The sequence below is a fragment of the Kordia sp. genome (assembly GCF_050633145.1).
Lineage (GTDB): Bacteria > Bacteroidota > Bacteroidia > Flavobacteriales > Flavobacteriaceae > Kordia.
In genome coordinates this window covers 14222-37270 of the sequence record NZ_JBOEFY010000039.1, presented here as the reverse complement: position 1 = coordinate 37270, position 23049 = coordinate 14222, and the positions used below count along the sequence as shown (strand labels likewise).

Annotated in this window: 17 protein-coding genes; 10 read left to right on the top strand and 7 right to left on the bottom strand. The window is 33.1% G+C overall.

Annotation, left to right across the window (positions count from 1 at the left end; all coding sequences use genetic code 11):
• Window positions 1–227 (bottom strand): hypothetical protein (locus ACRBBL_RS17910; protein ID WP_431370451.1); only part of this gene is annotated, 227 nt, incomplete at its 3' end.
• Between the two features lie 24 nt (window positions 228–251).
• Window positions 252–458 carry a hypothetical protein gene (locus ACRBBL_RS17905; protein ID WP_431370450.1) on the bottom strand — a complete coding sequence of 69 codons (207 nt, stop codon included), beginning with the start codon at window positions 456–458 and terminating at the stop codon, window positions 252–254.
• A gap of 315 nt (window positions 459–773) precedes the next feature.
• Here ACRBBL_RS17905 and ACRBBL_RS17900 point away from each other — a divergent pair, with 315 nt between their 5' ends.
• From ACRBBL_RS17900 to ACRBBL_RS17880, 5 genes are all read left to right on the top strand, one after another.
• Window positions 774–3809 carry a tetratricopeptide repeat protein gene (locus ACRBBL_RS17900; RefSeq protein ID WP_431370449.1) on the top strand — a complete coding sequence of 1012 codons (3036 nt, stop codon included), beginning with the start codon at window positions 774–776 and terminating at the stop codon, window positions 3807–3809.
• Window positions 3810–3861: 52 nt separating this feature from the next.
• Window positions 3862–5613, top strand: coding sequence for a TonB-dependent receptor (locus ACRBBL_RS17895; RefSeq protein ID WP_431370448.1), 1752 nt, complete (start codon window positions 3862–3864; stop codon window positions 5611–5613).
• Window positions 5614–5990: 377 nt separating this feature from the next.
• Window positions 5991–7616, top strand: a complete 1626-nt coding sequence (locus ACRBBL_RS17890) for an amidohydrolase (RefSeq protein ID WP_431370447.1) — start codon at window positions 5991–5993, stop codon at window positions 7614–7616.
• A gap of 191 nt (window positions 7617–7807) precedes the next feature.
• Window positions 7808–9205: an AraC family transcriptional regulator gene (locus ACRBBL_RS17885; protein WP_431370446.1), complete on the top strand. Its 1398-nt coding sequence runs from the start codon at window positions 7808–7810 to the stop codon at window positions 9203–9205.
• 320 nt (window positions 9206–9525) lie between these two features.
• A complete protein-coding gene (locus ACRBBL_RS17880; RefSeq protein ID WP_431370445.1) occupies window positions 9526–10185 on the top strand; it encodes a hypothetical protein in 660 nt (219 codons plus the stop codon).
• 149 nt (window positions 10186–10334) lie between these two features.
• Here the strand turns inward: ACRBBL_RS17880 and ACRBBL_RS17875 are convergent, their stop codons facing one another.
• Window positions 10335–10874 (bottom strand): DUF2911 domain-containing protein, encoded by a 540-nt coding sequence (locus tag ACRBBL_RS17875; protein WP_431370444.1) that lies wholly within the window; start codon window positions 10872–10874, stop codon window positions 10335–10337.
• A gap of 451 nt (window positions 10875–11325) precedes the next feature.
• Here ACRBBL_RS17875 and asnB point away from each other — a divergent pair, with 451 nt between their 5' ends.
• Window positions 11326–13011, top strand: a complete 1686-nt coding sequence (asnB, locus tag ACRBBL_RS17870) for an asparagine synthase B (protein ID WP_431370443.1) — start codon at window positions 11326–11328, stop codon at window positions 13009–13011.
• Window positions 13012–13141: 130 nt separating this feature from the next.
• The gene (locus tag ACRBBL_RS17865; RefSeq protein WP_431370442.1) at window positions 13142–14161 is read left to right on the top strand and encodes a dipeptide epimerase; all 1020 of its coding nucleotides are present in this window, start codon (window positions 13142–13144) and stop codon (window positions 14159–14161) included.
• Between the two features lie 13 nt (window positions 14162–14174).
• On the opposite strand, the gene ACRBBL_RS17860 is transcribed toward ACRBBL_RS17865, so the two are convergent.
• The 3 genes from ACRBBL_RS17860 to ACRBBL_RS17850 all read right to left on the bottom strand — a co-directional run bounded on the left by ACRBBL_RS17860 (window position 14175) and on the right by ACRBBL_RS17850 (window position 17617).
• On the bottom strand, window positions 14175–15230 hold the full coding sequence (locus ACRBBL_RS17860) for an AAA family ATPase (RefSeq protein WP_431370441.1): 1056 nt from the start codon (window positions 15228–15230) through the stop codon (window positions 14175–14177).
• A 141-nt stretch (window positions 15231–15371) separates the two neighbouring features.
• Window positions 15372–16436, bottom strand: a complete 1065-nt coding sequence (locus tag ACRBBL_RS17855) for a tetratricopeptide repeat protein (RefSeq protein ID WP_431370440.1) — start codon at window positions 16434–16436, stop codon at window positions 15372–15374.
• 167 nt (window positions 16437–16603) lie between these two features.
• On the bottom strand, window positions 16604–17617 hold the full coding sequence (locus ACRBBL_RS17850; RefSeq protein ID WP_431370439.1) for a T9SS type A sorting domain-containing protein: 1014 nt from the start codon (window positions 17615–17617) through the stop codon (window positions 16604–16606).
• Between the two features lie 375 nt (window positions 17618–17992).
• On the opposite strand from ACRBBL_RS17850, the gene gyrB reads away from it, so the two are divergent.
• Window positions 17993–19930, top strand: a complete 1938-nt coding sequence (gene gyrB, locus ACRBBL_RS17845) for a DNA topoisomerase (ATP-hydrolyzing) subunit B (protein ID WP_431370438.1) — start codon at window positions 17993–17995, stop codon at window positions 19928–19930.
• A gap of 77 nt (window positions 19931–20007) precedes the next feature.
• Here the strand turns inward: gyrB and ACRBBL_RS17840 are convergent, their stop codons facing one another.
• Window positions 20008–20742 (bottom strand): T9SS type A sorting domain-containing protein, encoded by a 735-nt coding sequence (locus ACRBBL_RS17840; protein WP_431370437.1) that lies wholly within the window; start codon window positions 20740–20742, stop codon window positions 20008–20010.
• Between the two features lie 180 nt (window positions 20743–20922).
• Between ACRBBL_RS17840 and ACRBBL_RS17835 the strand changes: the two genes are divergently transcribed.
• Entirely contained in the window at window positions 20923–21969 is a 1047-nt protein-coding gene (locus ACRBBL_RS17835; RefSeq protein WP_431370436.1) for a DUF6588 family protein, read from the top strand.
• Window positions 21970–22066: 97 nt separating this feature from the next.
• Entirely contained in the window at window positions 22067–22993 is a 927-nt protein-coding gene (gene mdh / locus ACRBBL_RS17830; protein ID WP_431370435.1) for a malate dehydrogenase, read from the top strand.
• The last annotated feature ends 56 nt before the right edge of the window (window positions 22994–23049 follow it).

Here is a 23049-nt window from a genome sequence, read left to right as displayed (position 1 = left end):
GGGCAAACAAGTACGTCACTTTCGCAAATATCTCTACTTTCTATACAACCGTGTTTTGCACGAGTTGGGCAATTATTTGCATCTGTATTTGGACATTGTGTATTTTGAGAAGTAAAACAACTAACATCTTGTGTTGCATCTGCATCAATCATTCTTCCTCCTTTAATAGTAAGTGAGGAAATGACAGTTTTTCTAAGTCTTAAATTTGTGATACTTTTTTTCTTCATGATAGTGTATATAATAATTATTTTTTATTCTGCGCAATAATAGCTTGGACAACCGCCTAATCGAGAATCACACATGTGATTTGAACATGCTTTTACATACGTATTTGGTTTAGGACAAGTATAAGTTAAATGTGTTTCTTCCACATCAACTAAACCACCTTTAATACTGTGTTCAAGATTTGAAATAGATTTTTTGTTTAGGTTTAGACTTTTGATTTTTTGTTTTTTCATGACTTCATGTTTTTTATGATTTATAACAATAAAAGTAGTAGCAAGTCAGGTATAGTACAAGAAACATAAGTCGTGTTTACATAAATACGACCTATTTTCGGAGTGCTTATATGTTAAGAAAATACTAAATGCGTGAAAGAAATTGCTTTTTAAACGCGATTGATATAATTATACATAAAAAGAGACGTTATTTCTATGTGTAAAAGAATTTCTTAAGCTGTCAAAATTGGCGAAACAGATATATTTACATTAAGTTTGTACAGAATAGAAATTCAATAAGCAAAGCATTGCAAACCTCATAAAACCACAAGATTCATGAGCAAAAAAAATCTTCAATTCATTCTATGCTTAGTGCTACTATGTTTTCAACTATCGTATGCACAAAAAACCAAAGTATATACACATGATTTAAAGGAGTATAATGAAGCTTTACATTTGTATAATAGCAAACAGTATCAGGCCTCACAAGCACTTTTTGATAAAGTAAAAGGTGGAACTTCCGATTATGAAACAGAAGCCAATTGTGCTTACTACATAGCCAATTGTGCCGTGCGATTAAATCAGCTTGGCGCGGATAATATGATGGAAGATTTTGTAAAAAGATATCCAACAAGCACCAAAAGAAACTCTGCGTATATTGATGTAGCCGATTATTATTTTGAGAATGGAAAATATTCGCGTGCATTAAAATGGTATGACAAATCGGGTGAGATGAGTTTAACCAATTCGCAACGTGAAGATTATAACTTCAAAAAGGGTTACGCATATTTTACATCTAAAAAGTACGATCAAGCTAAAACGTATTTTCAAAAATTATTAGATTCTCCAAAATACGGTTCGCAAGCAAAATATTATACAGGATATATCGCATATCAAGAAGATAATTATAAAGAAGCAAGCGAATATTTTGATGGTGTTTCACAAGATGAAGAGTACAATGAAAAGCTGTCATATTTTAAAGCAGATATGAACTTTAAAATAGGAGAGTTTCAAAAAGCAATCGATTTATCTAAAAAAGAATTGCCAAATGCAGATCGAAAAGAAATATCGGAACTCAATAAAATCATTGGAGAAAGTTATTTCAACCTAAAACAATACAAAGAAGCAATTCCGTATTTAAAAGAATATAAAGGGAAGAAAAGAAAATGGAATAACACAGATTTCTACCAATTAGGATATGCATACTACAAACAAAAAGATTATGAAAATGCTATAAAGCAATTTAATAAGATTGTTGATGGAAGTAATTTTGTAGCGCAAAACGCATACTATCATTTAGGAGAATGTTATTTAAATACAGACAAAAAGCAACAAGCTTTGAATGCATTTAGAAACGCTTCTCAAATGGATTTTGATGTAAAAATTCAAGAAGATGCAGGATTAAATTACGCACGATTGAGTTATGAAATTGGAAATCCGTATGAAAGTGTTCCATCCGTATTAACGGCATACTTAAAAAAATATCCTGAGACAGAGCATCAAGCAGAATTAGAAGAACTATTAGTAAGTTCATACATTACTTCAAAAGATTACGAAGCGGCATTAAATCTGTTAGAATCAAGCAAAAAATACAGTGATAAAACTACATATCAAAAAGTAGCGTTTTATAGAGCAATTGAATTGTTTAACGACAGTAAGTATCAAGAAGCTTTAGAGTTCTTTGAAAAATCACTGAAAGAAAACGAATCTGCAGAATACACAGCAAGAGCAACTTTTTGGAAAGCAGAAACCAACTATTTATTAGATAATTATGATATTGCATTACAAGGTTTCAAATCATTTGCCAATGCAAACATCACAGATACCGAAGAATCACAAACAATTGATTACAACTTAGCATACACGTACTTCAAACAAAAAGAATATGCGAGTGCCATTTCAAGTTTTGAAAAATTTATCGCTAATAATAGTGACGATAAAGCTCGTGTAAATGATAGTTACTTGCGTTTGGGAGATAGTCATTTCGTGTCAAGTGATTATGCAAATGCAATTAAATCGTATGACAAAGCGATTGCAATGAAAGGAATTGACGAAGACTATGCGTATTTCCAAAAAGCAATCAGTTATGGTTTTACAGGAAAAAGAGATACTAAAATTAGTGAGTTGGATAAATTCACAAAGAAATATAAAAAATCATCTTTACGAGATGACGCTTTGTATGAACTTGGAAACACATACATTAATAATGAGGAAACTACGAAAGGATTGAATACGTATTCTGAAATGATTAATGACTATCCAAAGAGTTCGTATGTTCCAAAAACAATTTTAAAGCAAGGATTAATCAATTACAACACAGGGAAAAATCAAGTAGCTTTAACAAAGTTCCGATCGGTTGTAGCGAAGTTTCCAAATACTGAAGAAGCAATTCAGGCAGTAGCTACGGCAAAATTGATCTATATAGAATTAGGACAAGTTGAAGTATATGCAAATTGGGTAAAAGACCTAGACTTTGTAGATGTTACGGATGCTGAATTAGACAAAGCAACATACGAATCTGCTGAAAAGCAATTCATTCAAAACAATACAGAGAAAGCTATTGAAGGCTTTGAAAAGTATGTACAGCAATTTCCAAATGGAATGAATGCGGTAAAAGCAAACTTCTATTTGGCACAATCGTACTTTAGTAAAGGCGAAACTCAAAAAACAATTCCACATTACGAATATGTTTTACAAAGTGAACGTAATGAATATACAGAGCAAGCCTTGGCAAGATTGGCGCAAGTATTATTGGAAACCGACAATTACACAAAAGCAATTCCAGTCTTAAAACGTTTGGAAGAAAGTGCAGATTTCCCGCAAAACGTAACATTTGCACAATCAAACTTAATGAAAGCAAACTACGAGCAAGACAATTATACAGAAGCCGTTGCATATGCTGAAAAAGTATTGGCAAATGACAAAATAGACGATCGAATTCGAAGTGATGCACATGTAATCATTGCGCGTTCTGCGATAGCTACCAATGATGAAGACAAAGCAAAAGAAGCGTATGTAGAAGTGCAAAAAATTGCCAAAGGAAAACTAGCGGCAGAAGCATTGTATTATGAAGCGTATTTCAAAAACAAAGAAAAGGATTATGAAGGTTCAAACACTGCCATTCAAAAATTGGTTAAAGACTATTCTAGTTACAAGCAATTTGGAGCAAAAGGTTTGATCTTAATGGCAAAAAACTCGTATGCTTTAGAAGATTCATTCCAAGCGACGTATATATTAGAAAGTGTCATTAAAAATTTCAAAAAATTCCCTGATGAAGTTGCAGAAGCAGAAGCAGAATTGGCGAAAATAAAGAAGGCAGAAGCCAAACGAAATTCGTCAGTAACACCAGTTGAAGAAGAAGGTGGAAACTAAAAAGCAACGCAACACATTGAAATCAAACACAAACTTACAAAGCAAGCACAACATGCGAAATCATATATTAAAATCAACTTGTATACTAGCGATATTTTTTATAGCAAATTTGGCAACTGCTCAAGATAAAGATAAGGACAAGGATAAAGAGAAGGAAAACATTGGTACGGAAGTGGTAAATGTGGTAAAACCATATACGCCATCTGTGTCGGATGCCTTCAAAATAAAACAAACTCCGTCGTTAAACGATAAGGAAACAGGAACAAAGAAAGAAATTAAATATTCGATCTTTTCGTTTCCAGTAGCTTCTACGTTTACACCAGCAAAAGGAAGAGCAGCAGGTTTAAAGAAAGCCAAAAGAGAAAAATTATACAACAGTTACGTTTCTCTAGGTTTAGGAAACTACAATACGGCAGCGCTCGATTTTTTTACAAGTAGAGCCATTAGTAGAGATGAAACTTTTGATATTGCAATGCGTCATCACTCGTCGCAAGGTGGAATTGATGGAGTAGAGTTGGATGATAAATTCTTTGATACAAAACTAGATTTAGCATACATAAATCGTAGTAGAGACTTATCGTGGAAAGCGAAAGCTGGTTATCAACACCAAGTTTACAATTGGTATGGTTTGCCAGATATTGTATTAACGCCAACTCAAATTGAAGGAATTGATGAGCAACAAACCTATCATAATCTATATTTAGGTGCAGATGTTACTATGGAAGATTCATTCTTTAATGGAGGAAGATTTTTATACAGAAGAATGTTTGACGCATCAAGTTCAGGTGAAAATAGATTGATTGTGCAACCAGAATTTGAAGTAGAAATTGCAGGTGAACTTATTAAAACGGAAGTAGATTTAGACTATGTTGGTGGAACGTTTAAAAACAATTTTACAGGAACAGGAAGTTTAGATTATGGTATTTTGAAAGCAGGAATTTCGCCGAGTTTGGTAATTCTTCGTGATGATTTAACGGTTAATTTTGGTGCGGCAATCTATGTTGGTTTAGACTTAGAAAACAGCAATAATGATATTTATATCTATCCAAGAGTTACGGCGCAATACCGATTAAGTGGAGATAATGTTATCGCTTACGCGGGAATAGAAGGAGACTTACAACAAAATTCATACTATGACTTTGTACAAACGAACTTTTTCATGTCGCCAACGCAAGCAATTGCACCAACCGATCAACAATACAACGGATACTTAGGAATCAAAGGAAAGCTAACATCTAACGTTAGTTACAACGCAAAAGCATCGTATATTTCAGAAAATAACAAAGCATTATTCAAAGTAAACACATTCAATCCAAGTCCAGACAATGGATATACGTATGGAAACTCGTTCAATGTAATATATGATGATGTAACAACTATTTCAGTATCTGGAGAAGTTAATGTAGACATTACAAGTAACTTCAAATTTGGTGCTAAGGCAGAATATTTCAATTACAGTACAGATCGTCAGCAACAAGCATGGAACTTACCAGAATTGGAAGCATCTATCTTTGCAGATTACCAAATTACAGAAAACTGGTTTGCAGGCGCTAATATCTTTTTCATTGGTGAACGTACAGATGAAGTTACATTTGCGCCAGGCACAACTATTTTTTCAACAGAGTTAGTAACTTTAGATAGCTTTATTGATGTAAACGCACACTTAGGATATCGTTTCAACGATCGTTTATCAGCATTTGTAAAAGCTAACAACATTGCAAATCAAGATTACCAACGTTGGGTAAACTTCCCAGTGCAACAATTCCAAATCATGGCAGGAGCAACGTATAAATTTGATTTCTAAATCAAACGAAATATATAAAACAGCAAAAGCGTTCAATCATATTGAACGCTTTTTTTGTGTATTTTCTTCAGATCAATTCAAAACGAATACAAACCATTTCAAAAAGTTGTATTTTTAATTCCTCAAAATGTAAAATAATGTGAGTTAGATATAAAAATCAGCAGTGGTTTTGTCTTTTCCGCAGTATAGCAGGGATTTTTCGTTAAAAATTTTTGAAGCCTTGGAAAAAATTTAGAAAAATTCATGCGGTTTTAATAAATATCACTGTAAGTATTTATAAAATTTTATTTGAATGGAATCTATGTCGAACTTACTTTAAAACAATACCTTTCTTAACCATATTTTTATTTAGATTAAACTCATAAAATCAACCTACAATGATCAAAAAAATACTACTCTTAGCACTCATCACAATCACTTTCTCTTGTGCTCAAAAAGAACAAGTTGATACCATTATTTTCAATGCAAAAGTTTACACCGTAGATGCTAATTTTTCCAATGCTGAAGCGTTCGCTATAAAAGATGGGAAATTTGTTGCAGTAGGAAATACAAATGATATTCTAAAAAAATACGAAGCTGAAAAAAAGATTGATATCAATGGAAAAACGGTCTTACCTGGTTTTATAGATGCACATTGTCATTTTTATGGTTTAGGATTGAACAAGCAAAGTGTAGATTTGGTAGGGACAGAAAGTTTTGAAGAAGTTATAGAACGTGTATCTCAATTTCAAAAAGAAAAAAATGTACCATTCATTACTGGAAGAGGTTGGGATCAAAATGATTGGGAAGTACAAGAATTTCCAACAAAAGAACGTCTAGATGAATTATTTCCCAATACGCCAATTGCACTAACACGTGTAGATGGACATGCGTATTTAGTAAATCAGAAAGCATTGGATATGGCTGGAATCACTCCAGAAACCAAAGTAGCTGGTGGTGAAATACAACTCAAAGACGGAAAATTGACAGGAATTCTCATTGATAATCCAATGGATTTAATTGGTAACATAATTCCGTTACCGAATCGAACTCAAGCAATTGAAGCTCTAAAAGATGCGCAAAAAGAATGTTTCTCTTATGGTTTAACAACGGTAAATGATGCAGGTTTAAGTAAAAATGTAATCAATCTAATAGACAGTTTACAAAAAGCAAATGTGCTTAAAATGCGCGTGTATGCAATGATTAGCAATACGCCTGCAAATGTGGACCATTATATTAACAAAGAACCGTACAAAACAGATTATTTAAATGTACGATCGTTTAAAGTATATGGAGATGGCGCATTGGGTTCGCGCGGAGCAGTATTAAAAGAATCGTATTCAGACAAAGAAAATCACTTTGGCGCAATGGTGACAAGTCCTGAAGATTTATCAAAACTAGCAGCGCGCATTGCTAAGACAAAATATCAAATGAATACACATGCTATTGGCGATTCAGCAAATTATTATGTGCTAAAAACCTATGCAAAAGCATTAAAAGGACAAACTGATCGTCGCTGGAAAATAGAACATGCACAAGTTATTGACGAAACAGATTTTGATGTATTTAAAAATGAAAACATCATTCCGTCTGTACAACCAACACATGCAACAAGTGATATGTATTGGGCTGGAGATCGTTTGGGCGAAGTCCGTGAAAAAGGTGCGTACGCATACAAGAGGCTTTTAAACCTATCAGGAAAAATTGCACTAGGAACCGATTTTCCAGTAGAATACGTAAGTACATTCAAAACATTTTATGCCGCTGTAGCGCGAAAAGATTCTAAGCATTATCCGGAAAATGGCTATCAAAAAGAAAACGGATTATCTCGAGAGGAAACACTTAAAGGAATGACTATTTGGGCAGCATATAGCAACTTTGAAGAAAACGAAAAAGGAAGTATTGAAATAGGGAAATTTGCTGATTTCATTGTTCTAGACAAAAACATTATGGAAATTCCTGAAAACGAAATCTTAAAAACAACGGTTTCAGAAACGTATGTAGCTGGAAAAAAGGTGAAGTAGACTTTTAGATATGTTAGATTCTTAGAGTGTTAGATTGAGTGAATTTGTACAACAAATTTATATCGAAATCTACTTTTAAAGAAAAAAAGGTACTCTTTAAAACCCAAAACCCAAAACCCAAAACCCAAAACCCAAAACCCAAAACCCAAAACCCAAAACCCAAAACCCAACACCCAAAACCCAACACCCAAATGAGCAAGATTAGACAAGAATATATAAAACGAATTAATTCTGTATTGGACTTCGTTGAAAATAATCTTGAAGGAGATTTATCGCTTGAACAATTATCTCAAAAAGCTCATTACTCGCCATATCATTTTCATAGAATCTTTTCATTAATTGTTGGTGAAAACTTGAACGAATATATTAATAGAAAACGAATAGAGCGTATTGCTTCAATCTTACTTGTAGAGTATACCATACCGATAAAAACACTTGCTTATACGTACGGGTTTAATAGTGAAAGTTCATTTTCTAGAGCGTTTAAAAAATACTATGGAGTAACGCCAACTAAGTTTAAAACGGAAGGAAAAACAATACTTAGCAAGATTGGTATAGAAGTTTTTACAACTCAAAAATACATTTGTAGCATTGATAATATTAAAAAATGGATCGAAATGAATGCACAAATCACCTTAAAAGAATTAGAGGGAATAAAACTTGCTGGCATCATGCATATTGGAGAGTTTGACAAAATGAATCAAATGTATCAAAGATTGTTGGAGTGGGGACAAAAAAATGAAGTGTTGCCTGTCTCCAATTTTAAAGCGATTACAGTTTACCATGACAATCCTAATGTGACTCAAATTTCAAAAGTACGATGTAGTGCTTGTATAACAATTAATAGAAATATTAAAGATGAAGGAGAAATTAGATCTCTAACAATACAAAAAGGAAACTATGCTGTTGGGAATTTTGTAATGAATGCGGAAGACTTTCCAAAAGCATGGAAAAGTATGTCTGTTTGGATACTAGAAAATGGCTATGAATTTAGAGATGGAGATTATTTTGAAGTGTACCTCAATGATAACAAAACACATCCTGAACAAAAATTTATAGTGGATATATGTATTCCAATTGAAAAGCATCAACATAATAGTAACACATCACTTAATGAGAATCTATCTACTAACAAAAAGCAGACTAAGCAAGTTTCTGTAGCACTAGAATATCATCAATTGATAGGCTATATGAAAAAGATAAGAGCATTTTTTGCCAAGGAATATGATACTGAATTTAAGCTAGGAACTATTTATCAAGGGAACAAAGATTTTTCCTATTTCTCTCTAACTACGGAAGAATTAAAAAAGCAAAAATTGAAATTCGTTATTATTTTAAATCATAAAAAAATGTGCTTTAGCATTTGTTTATCAGGACAAAATAAAAGTATTCGAAAAAAATACTGGCAACTGTTTAAAGATAGTGATTGGAATACCTATCATTTGGCAGAATCTATTAATGATAGCTTGTCAATTATAGACGCAATAATAGTAGCGAAGCCCAATTTTGAAGGTATAAATGCTTTAATAACCGAAATTGAATTGGAATCGTTCAAATTTATAAAAGAAATTAGAGCTATTCTTGAATGATATTTTAAAACAAAAAAAATCAGAAAAAAAGATAAAATAAACTTCTTGAATAAAAACTTTATTGTTAGATTTTTAATGTCATTTCGAGTTGAATTATGAAGTAATTTAATATCAAGAAACACTTTGAAACTTTTACTAAATAAGGATTGTCGAGTTTCCTAACAATTGAAAGTCTCATCTTTTTGCTGCGAGTACCAAATTAAAAATTTGACTATATTTATAAAAAACTAGGCGGAGAAATTAAAATTCGTCTCAGTACCTAACTAAAAAAGCAAGTAATTCCTTGCGCTACATTTTATACATAAGACAGTTCGATATATATGATTTACAAACTTCAGAATATAAATACGAATGATTTAGAACATCTAAAAAATGAGGTTGATTCTGGAGCAAAATTTATAGTATTCAACTACAGAATTGGACTCGGACTTGTTTCTTTACATAAACTTTCACCAGCAATTTTCATCAAAAGAGAAGATGAAATTGAAAAATTCAAAAAAAAATATAATTTATTAAATCTGATATTTGGACCTTGGTTTGTTTTTAGAGGTCCTGTTTTGACCTATGATGCATATAAGGTTAATAAAAATGGCGGGATTGATGTGACTAATGACATACTAAAAAATTTAACTCAAGAACATTTAGAAAAAAGAGAAGTCAATATTCTAATCATTCATAATATTTTTCAAAAAGTAAATAAATCCGATAAAAAAAATATCATAAAAGCCATTCGAAGAACTGACTTAAACATTGTTCCTTTAAAAAATGTGTATGTCGCTTTATATGTAAATGTAGAAGAATATCAAGAACCATATTTTGTAATTGGAATTGAATTACAAAAATCAATGGAACTAGACAAAGAGCATATTAAAAAGAATTTGATTAAATATTTCTATAAACACGTTGAATTTGAAATCTTCAACATCAATGAAGATGTGGAGTATTCAGATAAATTGATTGAGCAAGGAGAAAAGATCTAAAGTATGTATTGTAATAATATATACTATAACTACAATTTTTAAATCCATTCGGAATTACCAAAGTCAGATTTAGACCAAAAACAAAAACTCAGAAATCTTACAATTTCTGAGTTTTCAAATAACCAATAATAACAATAAATAAAGAATAATTAAAAACTAAACGGTATCGCGACACTAATATTGTCCCATGCTAGTATCATACGAGTACCATCAGTTTCCTTCGTGAATGCAATAGAGAAATACTCGATTGCATCTACTTTTTTCACAGGAACGTCAAGGCGAGCAATATCTTTCTCTTGATCATAATAATATGATCCCCAAACGTCTGTATCTGAATTTATAATAATAGTCCAAGAAGATTTGTTAGGAATCGTAAACAACGTATACGTTCCGGCTTTAATTTCTTGATCTCCTAATTTTACATCTTTGAAAAAAGTAACTTCTGTAGCTTCATTAGCACCTGTACGCCAAACTTTACCGTAAGGAACTAGACTTCCGAAAATAGAACGTCCTTTCTTTTGTGGTCGTCCGTAAACAACTTTTACTACTGGAGGTGCATTTCGTTTTGCTTTATAATAGCTTATGTCATGTGGACTCTTATCTATGTCACTGAATTTTTGAGCAGCAACATCAACACTAAATAATAATGTAATGATAAGAAATCCTGTAAACAGAATGTGCTTTTTCATAGCGCTTATTTTTCGATATAAATTTACTAAAACTTCTTCTTAGCATTATGTTAAACTTTCGTTTGAGATGTTAAAATTACAGAAAGCACAAAATACTTTACATGTAAATAAGTAAGGTAAAGCCATATTTCTTTCTTTTTAAGATATATAGAATGTATAAACTTAGATTCATTATCAACAAACAAATCTTGTTATAAAGGTTTAAAAAGTGCAAATACTCCATAATGTATTTATTATGACTACTAGAAACTACTAAAAAGTGTAACGCTTTCCACGCGCTTCTAAGCTAATTTTACAAACAGAAAGTTTAGAAGAGCTTTTTTTAAGAAAAAAGTTTTGATAAATAATAAAAAAGTAATTTTCAGTTTTAATATGTAAGCATAAATGATGTTTGTGTTTTAAAAATGAAAGTTTAAATCAATATTTGTAACATAAATGTAAAGAGAAAACTATGTGTGGAATTGTATGTGCTTTCGAGCTAAAAGAAAAATCAGAAGAGTTACGACCTCAACTCTTAGAGATGTCAAAGAAAATCCGTCATCGCGGACCAGATTGGAGTGGAATTTATAGTTCCGAAAATGCAATCCTATCGCATGAGCGTTTGGCAATTGTAGATCCAGCTTCTGGAAAACAACCTTTATTCAGTGAAGACAAGCAGTTAATTTTGGCTGCAAACGGAGAAATATATAATCATAGAGAAATACGCAAACAGTTTGAAGGTTCTTATAGCTTTCAAACACAATCAGATTGCGAAGTTATTCTTGCACTATACAAAGAAAAAGGAAGTACATTTTTAGATGAATTGAACGGAATCTTTGGATTTGCTTTGTACGATGAAAAACAAGACTCATACTTAGTTGCTAGAGATCACATGGGAATTATTCCTTTATATATAGGTTGGGACAAACACGGAACATTCTATGTAGCGTCTGAATTGAAAGCCTTAGAAGGTGTTTGTAGCAAAATAGAAGTATTTCCTCCAGGATACTATTTAGATAGTAAAGAAGGCGAAATGAGACAATGGTACAAACGTGATTGGATGGACTATGAAGCGGTAAAAGACAATGAAACTAGCATTGACGAATTGCGTGAAGCGCTAGAAGCTTCTATTCACAGACAATTAATGTCAGATGTGCCGTATGGTGTATTACTTTCTGGAGGATTGGATTCTTCGATCACTTCTGCTGTAGCGAAAAAATATGCGCAAATGCGTATCGAATCAGATGATAAAAGTGAAGCTTGGTGGCCACAATTACACTCGTTTTCTATCGGGTTGGAAGGTTCTCCAGATTTAGCAGCCGCTCAAAAAGTAGCCGATCATATTGGAACTGTACATCACGAAGTAAAATTTACCATTCAAGAAGGTTTGGATGCAATAAAAGATGTTATCTATCACTTAGAAACCTATGATATCACGACAGTTCGTGCGTCAACTCCGATGTATTTGTTAGCAAGAGTTATCAAATCAATGGGAATCAAAATGGTACTATCTGGTGAAGGAGCAGATGAAATTTTCGGAGGATATTTATACTTCCACAAAGCGCCAAGCGCAGAAGAGTTACACAAAGAAACAGTTCGTAAACTAGAAAAATTATACCAATACGATTGCTTACGTGCCAACAAATCGTTAGCAGCTTGGGGAATAGAAGGTCGTGTACCTTTCTTAGATAAAGAATTTATGGATGTTGCCATGAGCATCAATCCACAAGATAAAATGATCAACGGCGAACGTATGGAAAAGTGGGTATTGCGTAAAGCATTTGAATCGTATTTACCAGAAAGCGTAGCTTGGAGACAAAAAGAACAATTTAGTGATGGTGTTGGATACAGCTGGATTGATACGTTAAAAGAATTAGTAGAAAGTGAAGTATCTGATGAGCAAATGGAAAATGCAAAATTCCGTTTCCCAGTTCAGACACCAAGAGCTAAAGAAGAATATTACTACCGTAGCATTTTTGAAGAGCACTTCCCATCGGAAACAGCTTCATTAACAGTTCCATCGGTTCCTTCGGTAGCGTGTAGTTCTGTAACTGCTTTAGAGTGGGATGAATCTTTCAAAAACATGAATGATCCATCGGGTAGAGCAGTAGCAAATGTACATGATGAAGCGTACTCAAGTGAGGAGAAAGTTTCATAAAATAGCACACACATTTTCTCAGTTATAGTTTCTAAGAGCGTCATGTATGAATTTACATGACGCTTTTTGTATGCCAGTCAATTTAAAAGTATTGTGTTAGATAGAAGATAAGAAAACGTATCTTTAAATTATGAAGCTACGCATAACAATACAAAACTTTGAACTTCCACTAAAAAACCCATTTACGATTTCTCGATACACAGTGACGGTTCAAAAAACAGTCGTAGTTTCTATTTCTGATGGAAAATTCACAGGCTACGGAGAAGCAACCGTAAATCCATATTACAACAGTACGGTAGAAAGCTTGAAAAATTCTATCGAAAGCGTCAAAGTTATTCTTGAAAACATTCCTGAAAATACACATCCTACCAAACTTTGGGAAACCTTAGAATCGAAATTGCAAGACAATTATTTTGCGTTGTGCGCGATTGATACTGCATATTGGGATGTATATGCGAAACAACAACAAAAACCATTGCGTAGCTTTTGGAGTGAAAGTGATGTAAAATTACCCAGAACAAATTACACTATCGGAATTGATTCGATTGAAGTAATGCAATCAAAGATTCAGCAAACGCCTTGGCCTATCTACAAAATAAAGCTTGGGACAAAAAACGATGTGGAAATCATACAAAAGCTTCGTGAAGTTACAGATTCTGTTTTCAGAGTTGACGCCAATTGTGCTTGGACTGTAGAAGAAACACTCAAGAATGCTGAAATTCTTAAAACTTTCAATGTCGAATTCATAGAACAACCATTGCAAGCCGACAATTGGAAAGGCATGGAAATTCTCAAAAAAGAAAGTGTGTTGCCAATTATTGCAGATGAAAGTTGTCAAAAATTAGCAGATGTTTCTAAATGCGTAGCAGTTTTTCACGGAATCAATATCAAACTGATGAAATGTGGTGGCATTACGCCTGCGTTACAAATGATTCAAATCGCGAAAGCTAAACAAGTCAAAATTATGGCTGGCTGCATGACTGAATCTACCATCGGAATTTCAAACCTAACACAATTAGCACCTTTACTTGACTATATAGATGCTGATGGCGCATTATTATTGCAAAACGATATTGCAAAAGGTGTTTCTTTTGACAATGGAAAAATGATCTATACTGACAAAAATGGTTCTGGCGCTTTTTTGATTTAGAAAGAGAAAATGTTTAACTATCCTTCGCTACATAAATCCAAGCTTTTCTTCCAGAAGTAAAAGTTTCTAAAACTCTCTTATAGTCTTCAACTTCATAAGCATCTGTGTCTACTAACTCTTGTTCTGTAATTTCAAAAATAAAACCGTCAATACGATCATTCGGATTTAAAGTCTTCACAGCAATTGGATGAAGCTTTTGATCACTTTTGGCAAGTACTTCGGTATTTGTAATTTCTAAGGATTCTAATGTATAATTTGCCAATGAATCCTCAGTACCAGATAAAATACGGTTATACGTTTCTTGTTGCACTTTTTCTAATTGCAATGTTCCGTATGAAAACAAATAATGTTTCTTTTTTAAAGCTTTATTCTTTTCAGTAGCAATAATCTCTTTTTTGATGGAATGCGTCACAATATCTTTCGCTTCTGCATATGAAATATCATATACTCTTGTGAAATTTTGATAGTGTTTGGGATACTTTTTTAAGATATCATCATAATAAGCATCCAAAGCTTCTTTACTTGGTAAATCGTATTGAAGTCGAAGTTGAAAACGTCGTAGCAAAGCTGTATCTATAATTTCTACATAATTTGTTGCGGCAATTAGCAAAGTATCGTTTGGTAAATAATCTATAAGTTGAATGATTGTATTTACAATCCGTTTCATTTCTCCAGAATCTTTACTATCGTAATCTCTAACTTTACCTATATAATCAAACTCATCAAGAAATAACACTGCTTTTTCACGAGATGCCTTTTTAAATATATTTGTAATATTTCTTGCGGTTTCTCCTAATTTTGATGAAACAAAACTTCCTAAATTTAAGATAATGATTTCTTTGTTTAGTTCCTTAGCAATAGCTTTGGCTGTAGCTGTTTTTCCGCATCCAGTATGACCGTGCAATAACACTTTATTTGCTACAGGTAAATCGTATTGCTTTAAGGCTTCAAAATAATTGAATTCATCAAGCATTTGCTGCAATTGCTCTTTATTATGAGCGCTTAAGTGTATTTCATCTAAAGAAATGGAAGCTTCAGTAGATTTCAGTATTAAATCATCTAGTCTCATATACTATTTTTTGAGTATGTAAGTAACAAGATGCAAATATAAATATGGACTCCTAACTAATTCAAGTTTTTAAGGTTAATTTTAATGATTTTTTCATCTTTCAGAAATAAATAGATAAACAACAAATTAAAACTGATAGTTTTAATTAATAAACTTATTCTTCTGTGTTACTTCCATATAATTTTCCTTGTCCAAATACCAGTCTGTAAACTTATTTAGTTTTCTTTCATTTGCGATAGCCCATTCGTTAAATCCTTTGCTATCGCCCATTTGTAGAATGTATCGTGTATACGTTTCTAATAAACCAGCGTCCAACAATTTTTTCTGGTAATCAAATAAAACATTCGAATATTGTTTATAATCTTCTTCAAAAAATCGTTCAATAAAACTAGCGCGCATTTTTGCAATAGATTCAGAATTTACTTTTTCCATTCCAAACATCCCTAAAACAAAATGCTTTCCAAAAATAGCGCAAAGAGGTAATTTGAGGTCACCACCATCTTCTAAACTTTTTGCATCAATAACAATTTCACAAAAATCCATTGAAGACTCATCTTTGCCAAGTGTAATAGCGTTTTTATAGGTTTTGTAAATCAACTTGCTTATTTCGCGTGTTCTTGCTGAGGAGCGTTCTAAGTTCATGAAAATTTCAGCGTATATCAAACCAGTCAACTTATCGCTAGAACTCAAATATAATAGTGCTAAGCGGTAGTAATTTGAAGCAAACATCGGATCGACTTCAATACCTTTTCTGTAATTATTTACAGCTTCGTCATACTTTTCTTGAAACCAAAAAATATTCCCTTTTTCTAAATGTAAATTTCCTGCGTTGGGAAACTTCTTCATGCCTTTCTCATAGGTTCTAATGGCCCTTTTCTCATCTCCAGAATAACTATAGGCATTTCCTAGCATTTGATATACTAGACTGTTGATATTGTCGTATTCTAATGTTTTCTTTAAGATTCTAATCGCCTTTTCGTATTCTTTCTTCTTTACATAAGCAAAGGCTATTTCATAAGGATACAGATAATTTTCAGGATCCAATTTTTCACATTCTTCCAGAATGACAATACTTTCATCGATGCTTCCGTTGTCCATCAACTCAATGGCTTTTCCAACTTTTGCTCGTGCTTTTTCAGCATCCGTTTGCGCAATTACTACACAGTAAAACGCAAGAAATGTAACGGTAAGGATTAATTTCTTCATAATTTTAGTACGGTTTTAATCTATTAAAGCTACTCTTTTTAGATTAAAAACCATGCGAATTACTAGAAAAAGAACTTTTAGAATATGATTTTAAAAAAACAAAAAAACGCTCAAAATCTTATACATTAAGATTTTGAGCGTTCATTATAAAATAAAAATCTTGATTCTTATTGTTTGATAAATTTCTTTGTCGTGATAGCGCCTGCTTCCGTTTCAAGCGTTACAAAATACATTCCTTGTTGTAAGTTTGCAACAGAAATTCTTTCCGTCTCTGTACTTGATGTAAATACATTTCTTCCTTGTACATCTACAATAGAAACAGTTTTAATTGTTTGATTCTCTTTTGAATCAATTGTTATAAAATCTTTTGCAGGATTTGGATACAACTGAAACTGAGAAGCATTAACTGTATTTCTTGAAAGCGTCAATGTTGTATTACGCTCGTGTGTTTCTGTCATTTGGTCAATACCTAAAAAGGCAGAAACAAGATGTGCATTTGTATATCTAAAAGCAATATTATCTGCATTATTATCATAATAATAATAGGTTGTTTGTGTCAAGGTTCCAATATTATTAAAAATAGGAGGAATACTAAAACTCAATGATTGATCTATACGCAAACGTGTAACAGGTGCAACATAGTCATTTGCAACTGCATCAGTCATTGTCAATGTTCCGTGTGCATCTACTGTTGCTGTAAATGTACCTGTAAATGTTCCACTTGTACCCATGAATGAAAATGTTCCTGCGGCAGTTCCTGAATTATTCGCGCCAAAGTTCAATGGAAACAATCCTACAAAAGCATTCGTAGTATTATAATTTAAAGTAATATCTCCTTGTCCTGCTCCTGTAATATAATTTCCTGTGCCATCTTCTCTTAAAAAGAAAGAACTTGTTGCAGGTGGAGTTCCTTGCGTTGTAATAGTTTGCACTTCTGTAGTACCAGGATATGTTGTTAACTCTCCAGCAGTTGGTGCTGCATAAGTGTCTACATTAGTTCCTCCAGCATTCAATCCGCTAAATGTCCAAAAAACATTCGCTCCAGTTGGAGATTGATCCAATGCCGCTGTTGGACTTACAATCGTAAAGTCCGTACCTGGATCACTGTTAAATGATGAAATAGTTTGTGAAAATCCTGCAATGCTAAAAAGTGATGCAAGTAAAAGTAGTTTTGTTTTCATTGATAAATATTTAGTAGTAATAGTTTTAAGTGCTGTAAAATTACTAAAACATTGTTACTAAAAGCTTGTTTCTAGCGTAAAAAGTCGTTTTGTAGTGTTTTACACTCAAAATGAAAAGTATTTAGATGACTTCTAAACGATTTTTTTAATTTCCGATCAGACGCAAAGAAAAAAACACCTTTAAGATGCTTTTAAGCCTGTTTTAAGCCTTTCTAAGCAGTTTTTAGTAAAAGTGATAAATGTTAATAACTATTTGAAAAGCTGCTTAAAAGTATTTCAAAATGAATTTTTGAAATACTATATTTGTTTTTTTACAACTTAAAAAATCAGAACATACAAGACTGTTCTGCAACAATAAAATTAAGGAGAATATTTATGAGCGAAGAAAATAAAAATCAATATTCCGCTTCCAGTATACAAGCATTAGAAGGAATGGAGCATGTACGTATGCGTCCATCCATGTATATTGGAGATGTAGGAATTAGAGGTTTACACCACTTGGTATATGAAGTTGTCGATAACTCTATTGATGAAGCATTAGCAGGTCATTGTGATACCATTAGTGTTGTTATCAATGAAGATAATTCCATTACTACAGAAGATAATGGTCGTGGTATTCCTGTGGGAATTCATGAAAAAGAAGGTGTTTCTGCATTAGAAGTTGTAATGACTAAAATTGGTGCAGGAGGTAAATTCGACAAAGATTCTTATAAAGTATCTGGTGGATTGCACGGAGTTGGTGTAAGTTGTGTGAATGCATTATCTGACCACTTAAGAGCTACTGTTTTCAGAGATGGAAAAGTTTGGGAACAAGAATACGAACGCGGAAAACCATTATATCCTGTAAAAGCGATTGGAGATTCTGATAAAAGAGGAACAGCGGTAACGTTTAGGCCTGATGCTTCAATCTTTACACAAACTCTAGAATATAACTATGAAACGCTTGCAAATCGTATGCGCGAATTGTCATACCTTAACAAAGGAATCACAATTACACTTACGGATAAGCGTAACAAAGATGAAAAAGGTGAGTATGTTGGAGAAGTGTTTCATTCTGATGAAGGACTAAAAGAATTTATCAAATACTTAGATGGAAATCGCGAGCAAATCATTGCTGATGTGATTGCCTTTGAAGGTGAGAAAAACGGAATTCCTGTAGAGGTTGCCATGACTTATAACACTTCGTATTCTGAAAACTTACATTCGTATGTAAACAATATTAATACACACGAAGGTGGAACGCATTTATCAGGATTTAGAAGAGGTTTAACGCATACGCTGAAAAAATATGCGGAAGGAACTGGAATGTTAGACAAATTGAAGTTTGATATTTCTGGTGATGATTTCCGTGAAGGGTTAACTGCAATTATATCTGTAAAAGTTCAAGAACCACAATTTGAAGGTCAGACGAAAACAAAACTAGGAAACCGTGAAGTGTCTGCATCTGTTAGTCAGGCAGTGTCAGAAATGCTTACCGATTACTTAGAAGAACATCCAGACGATGCTAAAACCATTGTGCAAAAAGTAGTATTGGCTGCACAAGCACGACACGCTGCACAAAAAGCACGTGAAATGGTTCAGCGTAAAACGGTAATGAGTATTGGAGGTTTGCCAGGGAAACTAAGTGACTGCTCTGAACAAGATCCTGCAAAATGTGAAGTGTTCCTTGTCGAGGGAGATTCGGCGGGTGGAACGGCTAAACAAGGTCGTGACCGTATGTTTCAAGCCATCTTGCCATTACGTGGTAAAATCTTGAACGTAGAAAAAGCAATGCAACACAAAGTTTTTGAAAACGAAGAAATCAAAAACATTTTCACGGCTTTAGGTGTTACTATCGGAACTGAAGAAGATAGTAAAGCATTAAACCTTTCAAAACTAAGATATCATAAAGTTGTGATTATGTGTGATGCCGATGTCGATGGATCGCATATTGCAACCTTAATCTTAACATTCTTCTTCCGTTACATGAAAGAATTGATTGAAAACGGACATATTTATATTGCTGCACCACCATTATACTTAGTGAAAAAAGGAGCAAAACGTAGATATGCATGGGATGATGCAGAGCGTGATGCAATCGTTGATGAATTTGGTCAAGGAGCAAATATTCAACGTTATAAGGGTCTTGGAGAAATGAACGCAGAACAATTGTGGGATACTACTATGAATCCAGACTTCAGAACTTTGCGAAAAGTTGTTATTGACAATGGAGGAGAAGCAGATCGTGTATTCTCAATGTTAATGGGAGACGAAGTGCCACCACGTAGAGAATTTATTGAAAAGAATGCTGTGTATGCAAACATTGATGCATAACACTCATAAGTTATAAAACTAAAAAATGCCTCTTTTACGAGGCATTTTTTTATGCATTAAAGTGTTTAGCAATATGATTATTCTTTAATAAATCGGGAAACAGTTGTATCTCCATCTTTATATGTAGTTTTCATAAAATAAATGCCAGGTTTTAAAAATGATAAGTCTAAGGAATTTTGTTGATGCGAAATCTTCGTTTCAAAAATACTCGAACCAACTACTGAAAGTATATTCACTTTTTCTACGGAATATCCTTTAAAATCAAAATACAGTTTCTTTTGTACTGGATTTGGATACATAGTAATATTTTTTTTATCAAATTTCTTTATGGATAAAATATAATTTCCGTGAACGGCAATATCTCCTTCTGGTGTAGTAATTGTTAACCTCTTTCTACCATTTCCTTCGTCAATAATTTCATAATCTAACGTTCTTAAAGGATTGAAGTTTCCTGAGATAATTGTAGATAAATATTGACTTTCAAGAATGCAATTTGGAGAGCAATCTCCTAGTGTTACACTTGGTTGCTGAATGGTAAACGAAGTTGGAGTAATGACAAGCGGTGGTTCTAAATCAAAAGCACCATTAATGCCAGCTACATCAGCGCTAAAATTATAATTGCTCGAATCAGTTCCTGAAAATCGGATTCCTGGAATGTACATGGGTAATGGTGCTTGAGGAACGTCAATTGTGGTTCCGTCAATAACCATGTGGTGCAAGAGCCACTTGTTTTCACTGTTAATTAATTCTTGTTGTGCAAATCCCAAATAGAAGCAAAAGAATGCACATATTGGTAGTGTAATTTTTTTCATGGCGTAAGTTTTTACATCAATATACAAAAAAACTTGTTAAGTAAGAGTGTTATTTAGGCGCTCATTGATAAGTGTTACATTGTTTTTTATGAAAAAAAAGTAAAAAAAAGGGGGTATTTCCTGTGTGTGATCTTATGTGGTTTTATTATTTTTAGATCAATAAACAAACCTACACTTATAATGAAAAAAAGAATTACATTACTTATCATGCTGTGCTTTTCAGCATTGCAAGCCCAAGAACTAGAGAGCCTTTTATTAGCAGGCGAAGATGCAAGTAAACTTACCGAAAACTATATGAATCCACTAATGAAAGGATTATTATATAGTATTAATGGTGGTTGGTATACAACAGCGAAAACACACCGAAAATTTGGATTTGATATTACAATTTCCGCAAGCGCAAGTTTTGTGCCGAATTCCAGTCAAAACTTCACGTTTAACCCTGCCGATTATGAATTTTTGGTTACTGCTAATGGTGAAACATCCATACCGACAGTAATGAGTGAAAATAGTACGGAAACAACGATTGATGTAAGAATTCCGATAAATGGAACAAATACATTTAAAGTAGGAAGTTTTGAAATGCCTGGAGGAATTGCAGAAGATTTTCCTATAAATGCAGTGCCAGCACCAATGATTCAAGTTGGCGTTGGATTGCCAAGTAATACAGATGTAAAACTAAGATTTGTGCCTAAATTAAGTTTTGATGATGATGTTGAAGCAAGTCTCATAGGAGTTGGTTTACAACATGATATTACGCAATACTTAGGCCCTATTGATAAACTTCCATTAAATGTATCGGTGTTGGCAGCATTTACAAGATTAAATGCAACCTATGCTATTAATGATGATAGTTTCTCGGATAATGTGACCATCCGAAATGGAGAAGCCGATTTCACTATGAATGCATGGACTATCCAAGCATTGGGTTCTTTAGACTTTAAAATTATAACACTTTATGGTGGATTTGGATACAATCAGGGAAAATCGGAAATCAATATCAAAGGAGATTATAACCTAAGTTATGATGTACAAGACAATGCTGGAAATACAGTTGGAACTATAACTGAAACCATTTCAAATCCTGTGAACCTTGATTTCGAAGCGAATGGAATTCGTACAACATTGGGAGCGCGACTAAATTTAGGCCCTATAAAAATCTTTGGAGACTACACTTTTCAGAAATTCAATACATTAAGTGCTGGTCTGGCTATAAGTATTCGATAATATTTTGATGTAAATAATTAAAAATAACATTGTTTTTCAGTGTAAAAAATATGACCTTTGCAGCTTTAAAAACAATACATCAAAAAAATATAAAGATATGAAAGTTACAGTTGTAGGAGCAGGAGCCGTTGGTGCTAGTTGCGCAGAGTATATTGCAATCAAAAATTTTGCTTCGGAAGTCGTTTTATTGGATATCAAAGAAGGATATGCAGAAGGAAAAGCTATGGATTTGATGCAAACAGCTTCTTTAAATGGTTTTGATACAAAAATTACAGGAAGTACAAGCGATTATACAAAAACAGCTGGTAGTGATATTTGTGTAATTACTTCTGGAATTCCTCGTAAACCTGGAATGACACGTGAAGAATTAATTGGAATCAATGCTGGAATTGTAAAGTCAGTTTCTGCTGGTTTAATTGAGCATTCTCCAAATACAATCATCATTGTAGTAAGTAACCCAATGGATACAATGACATATTTAGTTCACAAAACAACTGGATTGCCAAAAAATAGAATTATTGGAATGGGTGGAGCTTTAGATAGCGCTCGTTTTAAATACAGATTGGCTGAAGCATTGGAAGCACCAATTTCTGATGTAGATGGAATGGTAATCGGTGGACACAGTGATAAAGGTATGGTGCCATTAACAGCACATGCAACTCGTAACAGTGTAAAGGTATCTGAGTTTTTATCTGAAGAACGTTTAAACCAAGTAAAAGAAGATACGAAAGTTGGTGGAGCAACCTTAACAAAATTATTAGGAACTTCTGCATGGTATGCGCCAGGAGCAGCTGTTTCAGGATTGGTTCAGGCAATTGCTTGCGATCAGAAGAAAATGTTCCCTTGTTCAGTTTTACTTGACGGAGAATACGGATTAAACGATTTATGTATCGGAGTTCCTGTAATCTTAGGAAGAAACGGAATTGAAAGCATTGTAGAAATCAACTTAAGTGATGCTGAAAAAGCACATTTAACTGAAAGTGCAGCAGGTGTAAAGAAAACAAACGGATTATTAGAATTATAATCTACATCTTAATAAAAAGCCCTAAAAACCTCATCATTAATTGTGATGAGGTTTTT

What these genes read in the sequence shown, in the direction of transcription:
- ACRBBL_RS17865 (WP_431370442.1), top strand. Translation starts at nt 13,142, where the DNA reads ATGAAGCTACGCATAACAATACAAAACTTTGAACTTCCACTAAAAAAC.
- mdh (WP_431370435.1), top strand. Translation starts at nt 22,067, where the DNA reads ATGAAAGTTACAGTTGTAGGAGCAGGAGCCGTTGGTGCTAGTTGCGCA.
- ACRBBL_RS17840 (WP_431370437.1), bottom strand. Translation starts at nt 20,742, where the DNA reads ATGAAAAAAATTACACTACCAATATGTGCATTCTTTTGCTTCTATTTG.
- ACRBBL_RS17895 (WP_431370448.1), top strand. Translation starts at nt 3,862, where the DNA reads ATGCGAAATCATATATTAAAATCAACTTGTATACTAGCGATATTTTTT.
- ACRBBL_RS17900 (WP_431370449.1), top strand. Translation starts at nt 774, where the DNA reads ATGAGCAAAAAAAATCTTCAATTCATTCTATGCTTAGTGCTACTATGT.
- ACRBBL_RS17875 (WP_431370444.1), bottom strand. Translation starts at nt 10,874, where the DNA reads ATGAAAAAGCACATTCTGTTTACAGGATTTCTTATCATTACATTATTA.
- ACRBBL_RS17855 (WP_431370440.1), bottom strand. Translation starts at nt 16,436, where the DNA reads ATGAAGAAATTAATCCTTACCGTTACATTTCTTGCGTTTTACTGTGTA.
- ACRBBL_RS17905 (WP_431370450.1), bottom strand. Translation starts at nt 458, where the DNA reads ATGAAAAAACAAAAAATCAAAAGTCTAAACCTAAACAAAAAATCTATT.
- gyrB (WP_431370438.1), top strand. Translation starts at nt 17,993, where the DNA reads ATGAGCGAAGAAAATAAAAATCAATATTCCGCTTCCAGTATACAAGCA.
- ACRBBL_RS17885 (WP_431370446.1), top strand. Translation starts at nt 7,808, where the DNA reads ATGAGCAAGATTAGACAAGAATATATAAAACGAATTAATTCTGTATTG.
- asnB (WP_431370443.1), top strand. Translation starts at nt 11,326, where the DNA reads ATGTGTGGAATTGTATGTGCTTTCGAGCTAAAAGAAAAATCAGAAGAG.
- ACRBBL_RS17880 (WP_431370445.1), top strand. Translation starts at nt 9,526, where the DNA reads ATGATTTACAAACTTCAGAATATAAATACGAATGATTTAGAACATCTA.
- ACRBBL_RS17860 (WP_431370441.1), bottom strand. Translation starts at nt 15,230, where the DNA reads ATGAGACTAGATGATTTAATACTGAAATCTACTGAAGCTTCCATTTCT.
- ACRBBL_RS17890 (WP_431370447.1), top strand. Translation starts at nt 5,991, where the DNA reads ATGATCAAAAAAATACTACTCTTAGCACTCATCACAATCACTTTCTCT.
- ACRBBL_RS17850 (WP_431370439.1), bottom strand. Translation starts at nt 17,617, where the DNA reads ATGAAAACAAAACTACTTTTACTTGCATCACTTTTTAGCATTGCAGGA.
- ACRBBL_RS17835 (WP_431370436.1), top strand. Translation starts at nt 20,923, where the DNA reads ATGAAAAAAAGAATTACATTACTTATCATGCTGTGCTTTTCAGCATTG.